General features: G+C 53.6%; 16 protein-coding genes. 5 read left to right on the plus strand and 11 right to left on the minus strand.

The window, feature by feature from the left end; translation table 11 throughout:
• Window positions 1-407 precede the first annotated feature (407 nt).
• Window positions 408-821 (plus strand): IS200/IS605 family transposase, encoded by a 414-nt coding sequence (gene tnpA, locus VE954_RS24150; RefSeq protein WP_422662080.1) that lies wholly within the window; start codon window positions 408-410, stop codon window positions 819-821.
• A 123-nt stretch (window positions 822-944) separates the two neighbouring features.
• On the opposite strand, the gene VE954_RS24155 is transcribed toward tnpA, so the two are convergent.
• Window positions 945-2045 (minus strand): citrate synthase, encoded by a 1101-nt coding sequence (locus VE954_RS24155; RefSeq protein WP_324957631.1) that lies wholly within the window; start codon window positions 2043-2045, stop codon window positions 945-947.
• Window positions 2046-2248: 203 nt separating this feature from the next.
• Between VE954_RS24155 and VE954_RS24160 the strand changes: the two genes are divergently transcribed.
• Window positions 2249-3916, plus strand: coding sequence for a M14 family metallopeptidase (locus VE954_RS24160; protein ID WP_324957633.1), 1668 nt, complete (start codon window positions 2249-2251; stop codon window positions 3914-3916).
• 21 nt (window positions 3917-3937) lie between these two features.
• A complete protein-coding gene (locus VE954_RS24165) occupies window positions 3938-5194 on the plus strand; it encodes a citrate synthase family protein (RefSeq protein ID WP_324957635.1) in 1257 nt (418 codons plus the stop codon).
• On the opposite strand, the gene VE954_RS24170 is transcribed toward VE954_RS24165, so the two are convergent.
• The 6 genes from VE954_RS24170 to VE954_RS24195 form a co-directional block, all read right to left on the minus strand.
• Window positions 5195-7567 (minus strand): trypsin-like serine protease, encoded by a 2373-nt coding sequence (locus VE954_RS24170; protein WP_324957638.1) that lies wholly within the window; start codon window positions 7565-7567, stop codon window positions 5195-5197. It abuts the gene before it with no gap.
• Window positions 7564-8133, minus strand: a complete 570-nt coding sequence (locus tag VE954_RS24175) for a hypothetical protein (protein WP_324957639.1) — start codon at window positions 8131-8133, stop codon at window positions 7564-7566. The genes VE954_RS24170 and VE954_RS24175 overlap by 4 nt, the downstream gene beginning before the upstream one ends.
• 68 nt (window positions 8134-8201) lie before the next feature.
• Window positions 8202-9299, minus strand: coding sequence for a hypothetical protein (locus tag VE954_RS24180; RefSeq protein ID WP_324957641.1), 1098 nt, complete (start codon window positions 9297-9299; stop codon window positions 8202-8204).
• Window positions 9287-11986: a tetratricopeptide repeat protein gene (locus VE954_RS24185; RefSeq protein WP_324957643.1), complete on the minus strand. Its 2700-nt coding sequence runs from the start codon at window positions 11984-11986 to the stop codon at window positions 9287-9289. The genes VE954_RS24180 and VE954_RS24185 overlap by 13 nt, the downstream gene beginning before the upstream one ends.
• Before the next feature lie 9 nt (window positions 11987-11995).
• On the minus strand, window positions 11996-12469 hold the full coding sequence (locus tag VE954_RS24190; protein WP_324957645.1) for a MarR family transcriptional regulator: 474 nt from the start codon (window positions 12467-12469) through the stop codon (window positions 11996-11998).
• Between the two features lie 119 nt (window positions 12470-12588).
• Complete coding sequence (locus VE954_RS24195) at window positions 12589-13017, minus strand: organic hydroperoxide resistance protein (RefSeq protein WP_324957647.1); 429 nt, start codon at window positions 13015-13017, stop codon at window positions 12589-12591.
• 163 nt (window positions 13018-13180) lie between these two features.
• On the opposite strand from VE954_RS24195, the gene VE954_RS24200 reads away from it, so the two are divergent.
• Window positions 13181-15103: a SpoIIE family protein phosphatase gene (locus VE954_RS24200; RefSeq protein WP_324957648.1), complete on the plus strand. Its 1923-nt coding sequence runs from the start codon at window positions 13181-13183 to the stop codon at window positions 15101-15103.
• A 16-nt stretch (window positions 15104-15119) separates the two neighbouring features.
• Here VE954_RS24200 and VE954_RS24205 read toward each other — a convergent pair whose 3' ends face one another.
• The 4 genes from VE954_RS24205 to VE954_RS24220 are packed head-to-tail and all read right to left on the minus strand — an operon-like array spanning window position 15120 to window position 17304.
• On the minus strand, window positions 15120-15461 hold the full coding sequence (locus VE954_RS24205; RefSeq protein WP_324957649.1) for a hypothetical protein: 342 nt from the start codon (window positions 15459-15461) through the stop codon (window positions 15120-15122).
• A complete protein-coding gene (locus tag VE954_RS24210) occupies window positions 15458-16351 on the minus strand; it encodes a hypothetical protein (protein WP_324957651.1) in 894 nt (297 codons plus the stop codon). Before VE954_RS24210 ends, VE954_RS24205 begins: the two co-directional genes overlap by 4 nt.
• Window positions 16351-16881: a hypothetical protein gene (locus VE954_RS24215; RefSeq protein WP_324957653.1), complete on the minus strand. Its 531-nt coding sequence runs from the start codon at window positions 16879-16881 to the stop codon at window positions 16351-16353. The genes VE954_RS24210 and VE954_RS24215 overlap by 1 nt, the downstream gene beginning before the upstream one ends.
• 42 nt (window positions 16882-16923) lie before the next feature.
• Window positions 16924-17304, minus strand: coding sequence for a hypothetical protein (locus VE954_RS24220; RefSeq protein ID WP_324957655.1), 381 nt, complete (start codon window positions 17302-17304; stop codon window positions 16924-16926).
• A gap of 213 nt (window positions 17305-17517) precedes the next feature.
• Here VE954_RS24220 and VE954_RS24225 point away from each other — a divergent pair, with 213 nt between their 5' ends.
• The gene (locus VE954_RS24225; RefSeq protein ID WP_324957657.1) at window positions 17518-18537 is read left to right on the plus strand and encodes a hypothetical protein; all 1020 of its coding nucleotides are present in this window, start codon (window positions 17518-17520) and stop codon (window positions 18535-18537) included.
• Window positions 18538-18666: the final 129 nt, after the last annotated feature.

Raw genomic sequence — 18666 nt, forward strand, 5'->3', positions numbered from 1 at the left:
TGAGGTATAAAGTTCAAGAGAGCCTCTGGTGTTAAACCGCTCGTCAAAGCGGCAATGGTTGTGCTTCGTCGCTCACCATTTCAACACAGAGGCTTTTTCTTGTTAATAGCTTTCCTAAAAAAGGGCAAAAGCCGAGTTAAGTGTAACCTGCTCGGACTGAGCATTGAGTGCCTTGTACTCGGGAAATTCCGCCCTAAGCTGAGTCAGATCCCTGGCCTGCATATTATAGCTGACACTGATACCACGCCTTGAATACGCTTCCATCCGCTGCTCAGTGCAGCGTTATAAAGTCTCTGGTGAAGACGCAGGACTTCGACCATCTGAATTTTCTGTTTTTCAGATGGATAAAGACGATAGGTTACTTTTCTCTTGATCGTTTCCATACCCTGAAGTATCACTTGGTTACTATGAATAATCAAGGCTTAAATACACTACATCATTGCATCTATGACCTTAAGTGTCACTTAGTTCTTGTAACGAAATATCGCCGTAAGTGCATCAACAAGGAGATATTGGAAAGGCTGGAGCAGCATTTTAATCGACTTTTGGAAACATGGGATTGCTGTCTTTTGGAATTCAATGGCGAGGCTGAACATGTCCATATTTTGATGGCACTCAATCCAAAAGCGCAGCCATCCAAACTCGTGGGCAATCTGAAAACGGTAAGCTCCCGCCTTATCCACAAGGAATTTGCCGAACACATTCAAAAATATTATTCGAAGCCGATTTTTTGGAGCAGGACGTATTGCCTTCTGACCGTTGGCGGCGCTCCACTTGCGGTGCTCAAGCAATACATTGAAAATCAGGCCGAAGTGGAATAGGCCGCTCACCTCGCTTGGCTTGGATCACGGCAGCCCTGTTTCACCACCAGCCAAACCCGTCTGGTTCCTCACCGGCTCGGGACGGGCTATGGCTGGAGTACTTGCCGACAATCCGATAGACTTTTATTCCAGAGTCAAGCCCAGCGGGCCGACATAGCTCGACTGGGGTCGAACGAGACGTCCAAATTTTCGCTGCTCGTCCACATGCGCACACCAACCGGCCACGCGACCTATGGCAAAGCAGGCGGAAAACAGCGGCGCCGACAAACCGATCGCATCGAGCAGGACCGCCGTATAAAATTCCACATTGGCTTTCAGGGGGCGATCCGGATAGCGCTGCTGCAAAAGCTCGGCTGCCGCCTGTTCCACGGCACGGGCCAAGGTCAGTCGCGGTGATCGCACACCGGATTTTTCGAGTCGATCGATGGCGGTTTCCAAAACCGCGGCACGGGGATCACGCACCCGATAGATGCGATGGCCCATTCCCATGATCCGACGCCCGGCCTGCAGTTCCGCCTCGAGCCAGGCGCGGGCCTGATCCGGATGCCCAACCGCAGACAGCATGTCCAGGACCGGTCCCGGAGCGCCGCCATGCAGAGGCCCTTTCAAAGCTCCGATGCCAGCCACCACCGCCGAAACCAGATCAGACCCTGTGGACGCCACGACGCGCGCGGTAAATGTTGAGGCATTCATGCCGTGATCCATGACCGTAATCCAATAGGATTCCAGCGCGCGCACACTTGCGGCATCGGGTTGATGACCGAGAACCATCCGCAGAAAATCCTCACCCTGCGTGGCAGTTGCGTCCGGTGGTAAAGCCTGCCTGCCCTGATGCCGGCAGGACCATATCGCACAGGCCACAGCAGTCGCGGCACAGAGTGTCAAACTTTGTTCCCAAATGTCGTCCTGATTCAGGTCCAATGAGGCCAAAGCATAACGCAAAAAATCCATACTGTTTTCTGGACCATCCGGCAGGGCGTCCAGGCGAGGAAAAACGTCCACGCGTCTTTGCCCCAACTTTTTTTCAAGCACCAGGTGTTCTTCCCGATGCGGCAGGCGTCCCAGCCAAAGCAAATGCAAAGCCTCACTGAAATGGAGGGAACCGCTGATGCGCTCAATATCATAACCCCGCACCACCAGCCGCCCGGCTTCGCCGTCCACAAGACTGAGCTGGGTTTCGGCAAACATGATCTGATCCAACCCGCTGACCTTAAGTGTGTTCATAGTTTGACCTCCTGATAGGGCCTGCCACCGTTGTTACAGTCCTATCTTCGGCAGAAATACCATGTTGATCAATCTTGATTGATGAATCAATATAGCGATTTTTTGTAAGCCTTTAAAGTTTCTGAATGTTGTTGGCAATCCCCCACAGGGGCGTGTTACTTAGGGAGGGCGAACAACGAAACATTTTCTGCTGCTGAGGTTATATGAAATCCCAAATGCTGCCACTGACCCGGGCTGAAGCCACTGACTATCGTGAGACAACCCGCAGCGCTGAGGTGCTGACTTTTATCGATGAACTTTGTGCCGCAACGCCACTTGCCAAACGTCTGTCGCTGGGCGTCAGCAGCCAGGGACAGGATATCGCTGCGATTGTGGTCAGTGACGGCCAATGCTTCACGCCGGAGCTGGCAGTCAAACAAAAAAAATGTATCGTCATGGTCGAGGCCAATATCCACGCGGGGGAAGTCGAGGGCAAGGAATCCCTTCTGGCTTTGGCCCGGGATTTAACCTTAACCAGCCTCGGCCGGAATATTCTGAATCGAACCTGCCTTGTCCTCGTGCCGAATTTCAATCCAGATGGCAACGATTTAATCAGCCCCCAGAATCGCAAATTGGATCTGTCCCAGCTCGAAGGGCAGGATGGCCCAGAGACAGGTGTGGGGATTCGCTACAACGGCGAGGGCTATAATCTCAATCGGGACAGCATGAAACAGGAAGCCCCTGAGACCAGGCTGATGGCCCGCTTTTATCAGCAGTGGTGGCCGCATCTTTTTATTGATTGTCATACCACCGACGGCAGTTTGCATGCCTTTGATCTGACCTTCGATACCTCGCGCGGCAATGAAAACCTCTTCGCTCCGGTTCGCACGTTTGCTCGCACCATGCTGGAACGTGTGAGCAAATCGGTGGATACCAAACATGGCTTCAGCAGTTTCTGGTATGGAAATTTTGTCAAAGAGGAAGACCCCTCCACGGGCTGGCATACATACCCTGCTCTGCCACGCTTCGGCAGTCACTATCGGGGTCTCTTGGGTCGTCTGGATGTTCTGCTGGAAACCTACAGTTATCTGCCCTTTGCCAAACGCTGTGAGGTGATCACCGCCTGGCTGCTCGAACTGTTCCGTTTTGCGGCGCTCAAACGCGACCCCATCATGAAACTCATGCAGGTCGAAAGAAAGCGTTTGGAGACAAGAGCGCAAACATTCAGCGCCGGCTTGCGCATGGCGATCAATCACGGCGTGGCCCGCCAGGGCGTCGATCAATCGCTGGTCTTTGAATATCCGGCTTATGCGCTGAATGGTGATAGTGCGAAAATTCTGTCCTTTGACACCCAAAGCCTCGTGGCCCGACGCTATCCGGGCAAGCGGCAGAAGACTTACAAAATTCCCCATATGCGTGGCTCCGTCCCGACCGAAGAGGTCAGCATACCAGTTGGCTATCTTGTCCCATCGCGCCTGGCTGATCGACTGACGCAGCACGGCATTAACTTTACCCCTGTGCCCACTGGCGCCTCCTATAAGGCTGAACGCTACAGGATTTTGCATCGCGAAAACACCTTCAGCCCCGATGTCGCGACGAACGTGACAAAACCAGGCGAAAGCGAAATACCCTTGAGCCAGAAACCCCAACCGAAACGTTTTGAAACTGTCCTGACGGTGCGTGCCGAACGTTGTGATTTTACGGTTCCGGAAGAGTTTGTTTGGGTTCCGCTGGCCCAGAGAGCTGGCACGCTGGCTGTCTACCTTCTGGAGCCGCATGCCGATGATGGTTTCGCGCGCTGGCAGTTTCTGGATGATGATCTTAAAGTGGGAGGCTATTATCCCATCGTTCGCGCTCTGGATCACCAGCAGCCGCCCCGTAAAGCGGAATGAGGTCACGTCGAGGAGATTCGTATGGCCGGAAAAAATCATAAGGATAAAGCCATGCTCACGGCCGCCGAGGCCTGCGCCATGCTCGGAATTAAAGCCCAAACGCTTTATGCTTATGTGAGCCGCGGCCAACTGCGAGCCGAAACCTATCCCGGTCGCACGGGCAAGCTTTATGCGCGTGATGATGTTGAAATGCTCATGGCCCGCAGTCGGGCCCGAGCTGGACATGGCCCCACAGCCGCGAGTGCCATGCGCTGGGGTGACCCCATCCTGGATTCCGCCATCACCTGCATTCAAGCCGGACAGATTTATTATCGGGGTTATTCCTTACGCGAACTTTTGCGCAAAGGTTTCAGTTTCGAACAGGTGGCCGAGCTTTTATGGTCAGGGGAACTCCCCCTTCAAAAAGTGCAGTGGTCGGCGCTCCCCATCGACGCCGGAACGCCTATCCATACAGCTGCGCCTCTGGCTCGCCGAGTTTTGCATCGCCTGGCGCACATGGCCCTTCTGGATCCTGAAGGTCAGGATGAATTGATCGACCAAACCCTCAAACGGGCGCGCGGTTTGATTCGTCAGGCCGTGGATGAATTGTTTCCCGGCTCTGCGTCCGCTCCTGCGGCCATGGCACCGCGTATTGCGGATTCGATCGGATGGGATCAAGCCGAAGCAGTGGATGCGATTGATGCGGCCTTAATATCCAGTGCCGATCATGAACTGAATGCCTCAACTTTTGCGGCACGGGTAGCAGCCTCAACGGGCGCTGACCTTTATGCCAGCATACTCGCAGCCGTGGCCAGCTTCTCCGGTCGGCATCACGGCCTGGCCTCGCTCGAGGTGCATGCGTTCATCACCGAACCACCAGCAGGATGGTCGAGAAAAAAACAATTGAGCGTTCTTCTGGAATCCAGTCAGCTGCTGCCCGGTTTTGGTCATCGTCTTTATGCTGATGGCGATCCCCGCGTGGAACCGCTCTTGCAAAAAGCCCGGGCCTTGGCTGCTGCGCGCAAAGGGGAAGCCCAGCATTGGATGGAAGAAATCGAGGGCGTGTTGAGCCTGGCGAAAACGATGGGCTGCCCGCTTCCCAATCTTGATCTGGGCCTCGTTGCAGTGGCGCTGGCATTGGGATTGCCACGTGAAGGTGGTTCGGCGCTTTTCATCATTGGACGGTTGGCAGGCTGGACCGCACACATTCTGGAACAAAGGCAGCAGGGCTTTATGCTCAGACCGCGCGCCCGTTATGTGGGGCGCGCGCCGATGCCTTTGAACAATGGCAATCCTTGATCAATACGTTTTAAAGGTCTTTTTCAGGCCTGGCAGACTTGCCTGGTAGGTCGTGAAGTGGGCCATAGGCCTTTGTGCTCCAAGCATGGTTCCGGATTTGTTCTCAAACTTTTCATCAGACTTCCGCACAAACCCACAGGTTCCCGCTAAAATCGGACAGGTTGCCTGGTCCATGTCATCCACCACCATACCAATGATCGTGACGCCGATGCTGTTTTGAAAAACGCTTAAGTCCACATCGGCAAGATCGTGTAGAAGCACGTTCTGAAGTTTTTCCAAACCGGCCAAAGGTGAAAAGTCACGAACCTCGGTTCCGGACAGATTGAGCGTAGCGAGGTTCGGCAGATAAGCCAAAGGCCTGATATCATCCACTTGCGTTTCAAGCATACGGATGGATGTCACTGTGGGCGCCAGGGTTTCCATTTCGTCACACTTCATGGTCCACCCATTCTCAGTGTTCCGGGGTCCAGCCATCATAATCGCCCATAGCGCTCTATCGTAACTATAGGTGAAGTCCCAACGCGTGACGTTTTCGCAGAATTCGCGAATCGATTGGGGTTGGGGACGGGAATCAAATTTACAGGACGCCGCAGGACACGTGGCATCAACCATAGGATTGTCATACGCGATAATTGTCTGCAGACGACTCCAGTCTGCATGGACGGGCAGCGATCTGAGCTTATTGCCAGAGACGGAGAGAGTCGTCAGGACCGGTGGCAGAGTCAAGTGATCCAACTGAGTCAAACCCATATAGTTCAAGCTTAAATCGCTGAGCTGAGTGAACTGAGTCACGCGTTCCACACTGTCGATCGACATACGGTTCAGATGCAATTTTTTCAGATGGTCTGGCCGTTCTACCCACGCAAGTCCTGGACGTTTGTCGGCATCCTTCACACGAGATAGACGCAGGGTCCCGGGCATGGCCTCTGGGGCAAATGAACCCTTGACGATCATTTGATCGAGTTCCAGTTCCGCGTCGGGCCCGAGGTTCAGCTGATTGAAGCGTGAGACATTCAGAGTGGAATTGCGAAGCTTCAGCGTCTTGAGATGGTTGAGATTTTTCCAGTCCACGCGAGCCAAAGCCGATTCAGACATATTTTCAAAACCCAGGACGCGCAGTCTGGTCTTCAACTGAGGCACCTGATCCAAAAGGTCATGCGGCACACTCTGTACATTCTGGAAGGTGAGAGATGTCAGTTTGGGAAGGGCATCGAGCGCACTGATACGATCCAGACTCGACGTATTCACGCCGAGCGATTGCAAGCCCGTAAAATACTGGAAAGGCGCGAGATCACTGAGAGTCCCACGAATCCATAAGAAATCTTGTGTTTCCAGCGAGGGCCGAGTGAGTTCCGGATTATAGAGAACTTCAGTCATCTGCTCACGTGTGACCCCCAAACTTCGATAGTTATAGGCCATGGATTGCAAAATCGCGTCCATGGTCGACCATGCGGGGTCCTCATGATTCGCATAACTCACCCATTCGGACCAGCTGGCCGGCCTGGGTAGACTCAGGCCGCTGATCAGTTTCGGAGGGCTGGCCCGGGTCCTGTTGCGAGCGCTGTCGCCGACTTTCAAATGATACCCGGAAGTCGTTTCGAGCCAGGGCACATAATCACCGGCAAAGGTATAAATATCCCAGCCTGCCTCGCAGCTGCCATCCGATTGAGGGGCCAGAGCATCAGTAAAACCATTGGTCACTCCAACCACATACCATTGCCCTTGGATCTGGGCATAGGCCGGTCCACCGGAATCACCATAACACGCACCGCTTAAATTTTTCTGTGGGTCACCATGGAAAACCAAAAGACTCATAATATGAGCTTCATCGTGATAGGTGCTGAGCTGGGTGTTGCCCTCGCGCAGAACGCCACTACAGTTGACGGTATTGGAACAATCATCCTTTTGCATGCCATAGCCGGCGAGAATAATGGGTGTCTCCGGGGTCAACAGCGACGGGTCACGCAAAACTTCCATCGGTTGAAAGGGGGCTGGAATGGTTTCCTTCAGTTCCAGCCAGGCCATATCGAAATTGGGAAAGAAAGCGGCTCCTTCCTTTTTGAACATCTGCACGCGACTGACATCAATCTTCCTTTCGACAGTCGGAACGCTGTCTTTGCGCTCGAAAATAACCTTGATTTGCGAAGCCGTGGAATCTTCAACACAGTGTGCCGCAGTGAGAATTAATTTTTCGCCGATGATGGAAGCGGAACAACTGGAAAACTGAGCTTCGATACGGACCGTATTCAGAAATGCAGGGCTGGATGCAGGCACCGCGCGACCGCGAACAATATCCAATTCACTGGGGCCGGAGCTGGGCTCACAGGCAACAAAGGCAAAAGCCAAAAGAGGTATAGGCCAAAGTGTTTTCATCGCGCAGACTCCTCAGCCACAAATGTGTCGAGGCTGGGGCTGGAAAAGCAGCCGCGCGTCACAGGTTTGCCATGCAGGGTGGTGGCCGTTTTGAGATCATCCAGGAGGTTATCGTCTGGCATCTGCTGCAACATAATATACTCGCCGCCACTTAGAATACTGAGGAAGGTGCGCGCTTCATCCGTGTTGTCCTTCGAGATGCTGGTCGAAAAATTAAACCGCGCTTCAGCGTTGCGACAGGTGCTTTTGATTAAAGTCGCTTGCCGCTGGGAGCCCACGGATTGAATCGCATAGAGGTAGGATTCGAGGTTCATGGATTGACGATCGGCCGACAGGCAGAGGACATGAAAATCAAAATCTTCGTGACGGCGCAGGTCATAGATGATGGAACAGGGCGCTCGGTTTTTTTGCGCAATCTGGGTCGACCAGACGTGCTGCACGGCGACCAGGGGATTGGTCACACCGAATCCGCCATTTGGACTAGGCTTGGATTTTGATTTTTTATGGTCACAAGCCACCATAAAAATAGGCAAAACAAGGACCAGTAAGGGCATCATGCGTCTCAAGAGTGCGTTCCTTTCGAATATTGAAAGCTCGAACTCTGAGGACGCATGGAGGCTTCGAATGTTGCAGGTTAATTGGGAATAGCCAGAGTTTCCGGTTCCGAGGCCCAACACGCAAACTCCCCGTTCACGAGCTGCGCGCAGCTGCGGTCCAAGCCAGCCACAATGGATATAGCCGCCGCCGGCAAAGGCACCTTCAGGGGAATCAAACCACCTCGGGTGTCTGACCCTAGAAATTCACCGGCGCCCCAACACCAGACCGATCCATTGACGAGTTGGGCACAGGAATGTTTTTCTCCAAGCGCCAGACCTTCGGCCTTGGCAGGCAGGCCGCGAATAATCTGAGGTTCTGCCAGCACCTGGCCCTGGGCACCAAGCTGCTGCTCCGTATTACGCCCCCAACAAAAAACTTCTCCAGCATGATTAATGGCACAGACATGCTGTGATCCCGCTTCAATCACGTTCGCCAGGCCGGAAAATCCGGCAATCGCCACCGGTTCGTCAGCTTCACGCAGGGAGCTGCCTAGACCCAGCTGCCCGACACTGTTATCACCCCAACAGAAAATCGCGCCGGTGTCAGCGCGTGCCCCGCACGAAAAGCTCTCACCCGAGCGGATGCTCTTAATGGATCGTAGACCTTTGACCAGAGTCAGAGTCAAAGCATTGCCGGTTGCATGAAACGACCCACACCCCACCTGTCCATCAGCCAGCAGAGCACACACCTGGTCCTTCTGCAGAGCCAGGGATCGTAATCGCACGTTGAGCTTGCCGCTGAGCATGATCGCATCCTGATCGACGCCACCCGAAGTCCGCGCCGTCTGGGGTTGCCAACAGAGTATGCGGTTTTCCAAGGATGGTGGTTTCACGCCAATGGCACAGGTCACAGTCGAACGTGCCACCAAATTGCGCAGAACCGGAGTCGTGCCTGCGGCCCGTAGCGTTTGCCAACCGGCCTTGGCACCCTGCCCCACCGAGGACCTCGTCCCGAGGCACTGCCCTTGGCCTTTTTTATTCAAGGCACAGGTATAGCCATCACCGAGGGTGAGCGGCATCCCTTTCCCAGCCGTGGCATCCGTGGCTTGAAAACCAAGCGAGTCGTTGGGCTGAACCGTCGAGCGACAGCCTCCCAACATCACGAGCAGGGCCAGAGTTGATGTTAGACAGCGCAAAGGGAACCTCCTGTTCCGTTGAATTTTCCACGTGAGACGAGCGGAACCATCATAATCAATCGCGTTCCAATTTCCGGATGGAGCGCCTGAATACGGCAGCGTCCGCCGCGCTGCTCCACCGCATGACGAATGGCGGAAAGACCCAGCCCGCGCCCGCTTGTAGCGGACACCTGCTCACTGCTTGTGACGCCTTCTTCAAAGAGCACATCCGTGTCATCCTGATCCGCACGAGGTACAAAACCACGCTCTTGAGCCAGTTTTTGCAGTTGTTGCGGATTCAAACCGCAGCCGTTATCATCCAGCTCCAGACGCAACGATTCATCCATAACGTGCGCGCGGAATTGAATCAGGAAGCCGCGATCCAGTTTATGACCTGAAGCCATCGGTCGAATAAAACCATGGTCCACGGCGTTGCTGATTCCATGAACCAGGAGAATACGGACCAGCTCCAGATCGTCGTCATGCCATTGCCCAAAATGATCATCACAGACCAGACCAGCCAGAGGCAGCTGATGCTGCCCTAGCAGTCGTTTCAGGTCCTTCTCCGCCGTATCAAAAAGCTGCCACAGACTTTGACTCGTCGTCTCCTGAGCATGACTCAGACGGAGAAGTCGCGCTTGAAGGGCCTGATAAGCTGCTATCCATTCCACAAGCTGAGGCAACGCCTCGCTCTGCGATTCCACCTGATGGATAGCCTCGGCCAGGGAACCTAATCCCAACGTTCGCGCATTGCCTTTCCAGGTATGAAGCGTGCGTCGATGATCCAAACTCAGATGAGTGTGCTCGCGGTAAGCTTCCTGCATCTCTTGCCATGGTTGTTCCAAGGAATGAAGAAAGCGCGACACGGCCGGTCCCTCAGACTGCCAAAGTTCCTGACTCAGGATCTCGAATTGTTGGGCTCGACGTTCGGCCTGATGAACATGCAGCTGCAGTTTTTTTCGTTCCGTAATGTCACGAATGGCCAATAGGATATAACGAATCCGACCCGAACGACTGGCCAGCATCTGCCAGTGCAAGGCCAGAAATCTCTGGCCATCATCCAGCGTCAACTCCTGTGGCAGATGGCTTTGATTGAAGTCCCAGCCCGAAGGATCTTCCCCTAGACAGGCCTGCAGTGCGGATCGAATCAGAGCTTTCTGATCAGCAGTCAGATGCGATCGATCCATCAGAAGTGTCAGCACATCCAAATTCTGCAGCACATCCCGCCGGATTCCGAGCAGATGCTCCATATAGGGCGAAAGATCGGTACTGCATCGCAACTCAGGATTGATCGTGATCAGACCCTCTTCAATGTTATCAAGAATCTGTTTCATATGCCGACGACTGCGCAGGACCTGACGAAGGAAGGTCAGGGCCAGGGATAAAAAGAGAAGGGCCAGTATGCTGAGACCGCTGACAACGAAAAATACCTTTTCCAACATTTCATTTTCGTGAATTTTTTGCGCCTGGAGTTCGTTTTCCTTGGTGAGCAGCGCGGTCTTCTGTTCCTCGAGTTCCAGACCAAGCTGCACACTGAGTTTGGCAATTTCACCCTGACGATCCGCCTTCATTTGATCCTGCAAAAGCATGGCCGCTCGGCGCGCTTCAGCCAGGGCCCTGCTGCTCTCACCAAGGCCTTGGAATGCATCCGCGCGCAGAAGAGCGAGATCGCTTTGATACTTGCGATGGCTGGCGAGCTGCGAAATATCGGCTTTTTTCAAGGCATCCTGAGCTTCGGCCCAACGCTTGAGTTGAGTCAAGGCTTTGGCCTGTAAACGCCAACCATCCGCGACGGCATCGGGCAGCACATCCAGCTGTTCCAAGGTTTTGATGGTGGAACCGATCAGAGCGAGGGCTTCAGAAGGTTGGCCTTGCTTGATCCATATTTCCGCAAGACCCTTTTGAGCGAGCGCACGAATCACGGCTTCCTGCAGGGACTGCAGGCCATCGATAGCGGCCTGATAGAGTTGCCTGGCCCGAGGCCAATCAACTTCGTCTCTTAACGTGGTGGCAAAATTATAGGAAATCACCGCGCGCATGTAACGGTAGCCTTCGGGCCCCATGGCTTCCAGAATTTCGTTGTACAGGGCTCGGCTTTGCCGCTGGTCGCCCAAATAATCGAGCGCACTGGCCAGATCATTTTTCAGACTCAGCACATCAGGATCCGAGGGCCCGGCCACCTTTTGCATGGCCCGCAGGGCCTCACGTCCCGTCTGTAAACTTTCTGCATAACGCCCTTGATAGAAAAAAGCCAGGGCTCGACTGTTAAGGAGCAGCGCTTCGGTTCGCGGAAACTTGGACTGGCCTGCCTGCTGAATCCAGGATTGAAATGCAGCGTCCAGATCGTCCAGAGGACGTCCCTGATTTTGCCGTTCGCGTTCCGCCATCTCGTACTCCAGCAGCAAACGCACGTCATGCAAACGCAATTGGGAGGCTGCTTGATGCGCTTCGGTCAATTGAGTTGCGTCCGGCTGATTTTGCGGCGCGACAAGGTCCGCATCACGCGACAGGACAAGGGTCAGCTGCACCCATTCGGCAGCGTCTTTCCCCTTATCCAGATCTTTCATTCGTCTTTGGATCGCGTCGACGCTCCGAACGGGATCGTCCTTCAGCTGTTTATTCCAGATCTGGTAGATCGGGAGTTCCTCGGCATCGAGTCGGGAGGGAAGAATCGAAAGACCGAGGAGCAGCATGAGGAAAAGCTTCATCGACGTCCTTTAATCAGGCGCAGGCAATTTACTCCCACGCATATCCTGAAGTTTTTGCAGGAGCCACTTCAGTTCCTCCCGCATACGAGTCAGCTCTGTTTCCTGCACTTCAGCAACACAGCGCATGGCACCGGGTATGACGGCCGCTTTCTGCTGCAGCTTGCGACCTTTGGCGGTCAGGCGCACGCGAATTTCCCGTTCATCTTCCTTGGCCCGATCGCGGGTTAGAAAACCTTCCTTTTCCAGACGCTTGACCAGTGGTGTCAGCGTACCCGAATCCAAATACAGGCGTTCTCCGAGGCGTTTCAGAGGAATCCCATCCTGCTCCCAAAGCACCATAAAGACCAGGTACTGGGGATAAGTGATGCCAAGGGGGTCCAGATACCCACGATAGGCCTGAGTCATCGCTTTCGACGCCGCATAGAGAGCGAAGCAAAGCTGATTGTCGAGCAGTTGGTCCTCATTTGGACACATATCGGTCATGGTTTCCCCCAAAATTAGGCTTACTGGGGCAAGATAATCCGAAAGTTACCATCCTTTCAATGAACACTTGCAGCCGAGGGGGAATGAGCGAGCCCGACTGTCCCGCCCCCTTGAGGATATCAGATAATGCGTTCACCACGGTGTGAAATTGTCAGATCGATATTACCTCGGGTCGCGTTGGAGTAAGGACAAACCCGGTGCGCGGCTTCGATGAGCTGCTGGGCAACATTGGTGTCAACACCTTGCAGATCAAGGTCCATAGCCACACCAACATTGAAGTGACCGGCCTCATGGGATTGCAAATCAACCTTGACTGTGATCCGGGTCGATTCCAATTTGATTTTCTTCAGCTGCGCGACATGCAGGACGGCATTCTCAAAGCAGGCGCCGTAACCCGCCGCGAACAGTTGCTCGGGGTTACTGGCTGTGCGGGAACCGCCTAGACTTTTCGGGGTCGACAGCGGCATGTCGAGGATACCGTCGTCTGATTTTACATGGCCGTTCCGCCCGCCGCTAGCTGTAACCGTCGTAGAATAAAGAACTTTCATCCGAAGTCTCCTTTTTATTGCGCAATATTAGATTGCGCACAATCTTATATCGGAAAATCAGGTAAAAAGTTAAGTCTTTTTTCAAAGTCATGATTTGAGTTTTCCGAGGGGACTCCGATAGGCCAAACAGATAAGTCTTTTCACAAAGTTGGAAGCATCGCCCATGTTGCAAGCTCTGCTGATGCTAAGTCTGATATTTTGGTCCCACGTCGCGGCAGGGGCAACCGATCCGCAGCTGGCGGCACCTTTTCTTTCGCTTTGGGAAGACCAGGAAGGACGCACAACTTTTGCAGACCTAAAAGATACCAGTTTTGTTCCCGCCACACCCGACCGGCTGAATGCAGGTTATACCTCATCGATCATCTGGCTGCGCCTTGATCTCAAAAACACAACGGCGCAACGCGTGTCGCGATATTTTGAAATCGAACTCGACACCATCAGCCGCTTCGATGTTTATGTTCGCCCTCAAGCCGAGCCGATTCTGTCGGGAGGCCAGCTGCGTCCTTGGAATGCTGCCGATGGACACCGACATCCGGTGGTGGATGTCACCCTCGATGCCCTCAGCCAAGGCACCTGGTATATCCGCCTCGAAAATCACTATAGCCTTTGTATCATCGCCTGGCTGCATAGCGCGGAAACACTGGCCGCCAAAGAATCCCGGGAATTCATCGTTTTTGGCTCCTATACCGGCATCATGGGCTTCGCTCTGATCATCTCCCTTTATGTCTTCATGAGCACACGACATGTGGTCTTTCTTCATTTTGCGACCGTCCTGCTCACCTATCATCTGGGATTTCAACTGACCAATTTTGGATTAACCTGGATACACCTTTGGCCTGATGGCAAAGAGTGGGCGGATCGGGCGACCTTCATCCTCATGGAATTGAGCAGCATCGCAGGCATCTTTTTCTTTCGTCACTCCCTCGAACTGCCTCGAACTCTGCCGAAGCTGAATCGCTGGCTGTGGATTCCCTTTGTTAAGAGTTTGATCGCTTTGGTTTGGTGTCTGTTTGCTTTTAGCACGGAACTGGTGGCCGTTTCGGTCCAGTGCCTGGGCGTTCTCCTCCTTGGCTATTATGGTGTTGGCATTTATCTATGGCGCCGGGGCTATGCTCCCGCCAAATACTCCAGCATCGGTTGGCTGACTGTGATTCTGTTCAACGTGCTGACGATCCTGCAGGCTGCGGACCTTGTGCGCTTTGATCAACCCTGGTTTCGTTCGGCCATACGCTTCGAATTGATGCTCATGTCCTGTGGACTCCAGGCGGGTTTCTTAGCCATTGCCATTGGCAATCAATTTCAAAAAGCTCAGCGTGAACGGGAAATCGAATATCTGGAGCGGCGCAAGCTTGAGAAAAATCTGGATGATGCGCACATTGTGCAGGAAGCCTTCATTCCCCATGATCTCAAAGGGCATCGCTTTGAAATCGTCACCTCGCATCATCCATCGGCTCGTATTGGTGGGGACTGGCTTGGCTATCATCATGATGTGATTCATAAGCGGCTGATTCTGGCTATTTGTGATGTGACGGGTCATGGGCTTCCGGCCGCGCTCCTCAGCGGCGCAATCCACGGGGCATTCCATGGGCTGTCGCGAGCCGAGGAAGTGGATGCCCTGGAAGGCCCACAGCTCCTCGCCATGCTCATGCAAAGAATCAACGATGTCGTGGGCATGACAGCAGCCAACACGTCTCTCTTGGCGACCATGCTTATTCTATCGATCGACCTTGAATCCGGCCGCATGGATTACATCAATGCAGGCCACACACCCATGGTGCTGGTCCGGGACAATCATCCTGTTTATATTCTCGAAGGAGGCTCGCCTTTGGGCCTGAACTCGCAGCCAAGCTTCGGTGTGGGCTACTATCAAGGACAACCAGGCGACACGGTGTTTCTCTATACCGACGGTCTTCTGGAAAATGCGCGCTCACCAAGGCGCCTCCAGTTGCACCATCTCAGCCGGCTTCTGACAACTCAGGATCCTTTGGAGGCCATTCAAAAGCGCCTCGAAGATTTAACCGGACCCGAGGCAACCACCATGGATGATGATTGCTCGTTTATTCTTTGCCGCCTGCAAAGCGCGTAGATGGCAAGCCTGCGCTTCAGGGCTTCAAGGCCCTCACGACCGGCAAGGACTTCACCCCATAGGCTGCGGCAATGGAACCATCCTGATCCCATACGCAGCGCTTGAGGTTCGTTTCACCAAGAAAGGCACCGTAGGCTTTCTCAGCAGCCGATTGCTCATCAAAGACGGCAATAAAATAGCTCGCCTTCAAAGACTCCGGCGTCAGATGCTTCTTACAGCTGGCGCACCAGGAGGCAAAGAACACCAGCTGTTCGGCAGGTTCTTGTTTTAACTTGTCCTGCAACTGTTGGGCATTCATGCCTACACAAGCAAGCGCCACATCAGTCACGAACAGGAGCCAACACACAAGGTATTTCATAGCGCCCTCATCCAGGCCAGAGTCAAGGCATTGGCTTGTGCAGCATTGCGATTCTCGCCCCATGCCGCCCGCCGATTGAGAGTCACCCGGTAATTCGAGCCTTCCGAATAAAGCGTTTCCAAAGTTAAAAAGAGGTCGTGATTCAACCGATCCGAGTTGGACTGCAACGCTCCATCCAACTTGAAACCGCCCCGCTGCTCATGAATCAAACCGCCTATGATCTTGACCTCGTCCCAGGGCATGCCTCCCAGGGTTCCAATGAGACGTTGCATGCGGCCCGGCTGCACGCGACCAGCATCCGTTTCCGCCTCACGAGGCAAACCGAAGATGACGCTGCCACCGAACATCACCGTGCTCATGCCATACCAAATATCAGTTCCCAGATAGGTTTCATCATAACCGGCCCCAAAAACATCCAGACCATGCTGGCGTTTCTGGTCATAAATCGATCGGGCGATGCCGAAGCGATGACCGGCCATCACCTGAATTTGAGGAATCCAGGGCTCGGCAATGTTCGGCTGTACAAGCGACGCCCGGGCATTCAGTGAGACGTCACCATTCTGCATCTCGCTGTCAGAACCGTGAACGTTGCGACCAAAGTTGACCACCGCACTCACAAATAATTTGGGCAACAGCCGCTGGGCGAAAGCCAGATCGAAACTTTGCTTTTGCTCAGGACCATAACTTTTACGGGTCTTGCCATGATGATCAATATCCCGAAAGCCGGATTGATGGCTGAGACCCAGATACAGTTTGTGATTTTCATAGGGATTCAAAATTACCGGATCCGCCCCACCACTGCCGCAGGACGAGCAGGCCGAAGCCCGCTCACCTACGGACACGAGGGAGGCTAGCAACATGAATCCGAACATGCTGCTGAACTTTGACATCACTGCACCTCAACAGGGATCGCCATGCGAACTTTATCCGTCACACCGCAGGCACCAGCCTCGATATCGACGACCCATTCACCCGCAGCGCCGCCCATGGAAAAATATATCTGATCCACAGTCCACACATTGGTGTTGGTGGCATCCTGAGTCATGACCATCTGATCACCCTGGCTCGAGCCATGGCCCATGGCCGGCATAAAGAGTTTGAAGCTGGAGATTTTCAAGGCTACGGCGTGCGCGTGGTGATCCTTGAAGGTCACGGTTGCAGAGTTGCCCTTGGTTCCGGAGACCAAAGGACTCGACCAGTCGAATTTCACGTGGAATTTTTGCTGTTCGGAAGCGCTGAAGCCTTCCAGACTTCCATGCAGAGCGGCCGCTTCGGACATGACGGCACAGGCGTTGGGATCATCGGCAATAATCGCTGCCTCGACAGGGGTAGACTGCTCTTCAGTTTTTTCACTTTTCTTGTCACAGGCGGTTACAGCCAATGTACACAACAATACGGCGCTCAATGAAGAGAGTTTCATACTCTTTCCTTTCCCAACAATGTTTTGATTGTCAAACGTGGACTAGACGAGAGTCCATCGTGGGTAAGGCGGTTCGGGACCTTGCGGGGCCACCGAAAGACCGAAGGTATATTCAAACGCGAGCACTGTGGTGGATTGAATGCGAAAGCCAATAAAACGCTGGGGGTCGAACTGAGGCAGAGTGACGAAGACAAACTTAACGAGCGCACATTCACAGATGCGATGACTGCTGATAGCTGCTGTCTGACTCACTTGATGATCGTGGCAGTCGGGCGTCTCATTCCACTGCTTATCCAGAGTGTGCTGCAGGACCGAGAGAATATTATCACAGCGGGGGATCGTGGCGACGCAAAGATTGAGCAGCAGATAGACTCCTGCCACCAATCGCATCGTCTTGCGAATACCCCTGGATATATGCCCCAAGGTCTCCCCCTCCCTGATAACACTTTGTGGAACCCGAGAGTGTTCACTTTTCATGCCACACAGCAGTCGTATTTTTAATCCTTATATATCAACTACTTAAACAAATTTCAGCCATTTCGTTCGTGTGCAAACTTCCAACACTGTCGGCATTCTGGATGACACCGCTCGCATCTGCTATCATCAGTGCAATCCCTTTTTCGTCCAGGAGTGGCTGTGAAACTCAATCGTACCCAACTGATCATCTCTGGCATTCTGCTTACGGTCGCCCTCTTTCTGGCCCTTTATTTCAGCCAAAAACCCGCGGCGCTCATACCCGCCCCTGGCAAGGCCACGAGCCAACCCAGCAGCATCCGCGATCTTGTGGCTCAGCCTGTCAGCATCAAGCCCGCCGTGGAAAAACAGGGCAAGGACCTGCCGGCAGGTTGCGCGGACCTGTGGACGCGCTTGACCGAAGGCACCGTCGAGGAATTTCGCGATTTCACCGATGATGATAAAGCCGCCATGAAAAAGTGCAGCGATGCCGTGCCCATTCTGGCTAAACATAATCCGGAGCATGTGAATAAATTGCGAGCCGGCTGCTCCACGGCCGACGAAGAAGGCAGCAATGCCATGCAGGGCAATTGCGTTCTCTATTATTTCTTCTATAAAGCGGGGCTGGTTACCTGGTTTAACAAGGACAAAGCCCTGAGCGATCTGCGCAATGATGAGCTCGCTTTGCTGTTTTTTCATGAGTACAATAACCTTGATCAGCAAAAACTGGGATATCTGGCCCAACTTGCCGATGAACTCGTCGCCCGTACGCCTTCCTATAGCACGCTGAAAGCCAAGGCCAGTATTCAACTCTTTCAACTCATGAGCGAAGTAACCCCGGCCAAGGCCGACGAACTCATCCGCACAATCCATGAACTCAATAATCAAAATCCCCATGACGAGCAGCTTCTCGAAATGCACTTCGTGGCTCTGGCCATGCTGAATGATCGGGACAAGATGAATGAAGTGACAGAAAGCTTTGTGAAATCCCATCCCTCGTCTGCAGCCGCCTATTACATCCGTTCCGCTTATTTCTGGCAGCTCAAGGATCGCGCGCAGACCATCGAAGTCTTGAAGAATGCCGTGGCGCTCGATCCCACCAACGCACGTTTTATGCAGACGCGGGATCGCGTGGAAGTGGCGGAACCAGGCGCACCAGGGGTTTACAACATCGATGTGAACTTCGATCTGATCAGCGATTGAGGGGAATCGACACCGGTCTTTCTCACTGCGTCATTCCCACCAGACCAAGCCCGCTCTTTCCATTCCGGGCTTTTTGCGGCATAGTTCCAGGGCCAACGTCATGAAGAGGATACCTATGGCCTTCGCTCT

The sequence above is a fragment of the Oligoflexus sp. genome, from assembly GCF_035638955.1.
GTDB lineage: Bacteria > Bdellovibrionota_B > Oligoflexia > Oligoflexales > Oligoflexaceae > Oligoflexus.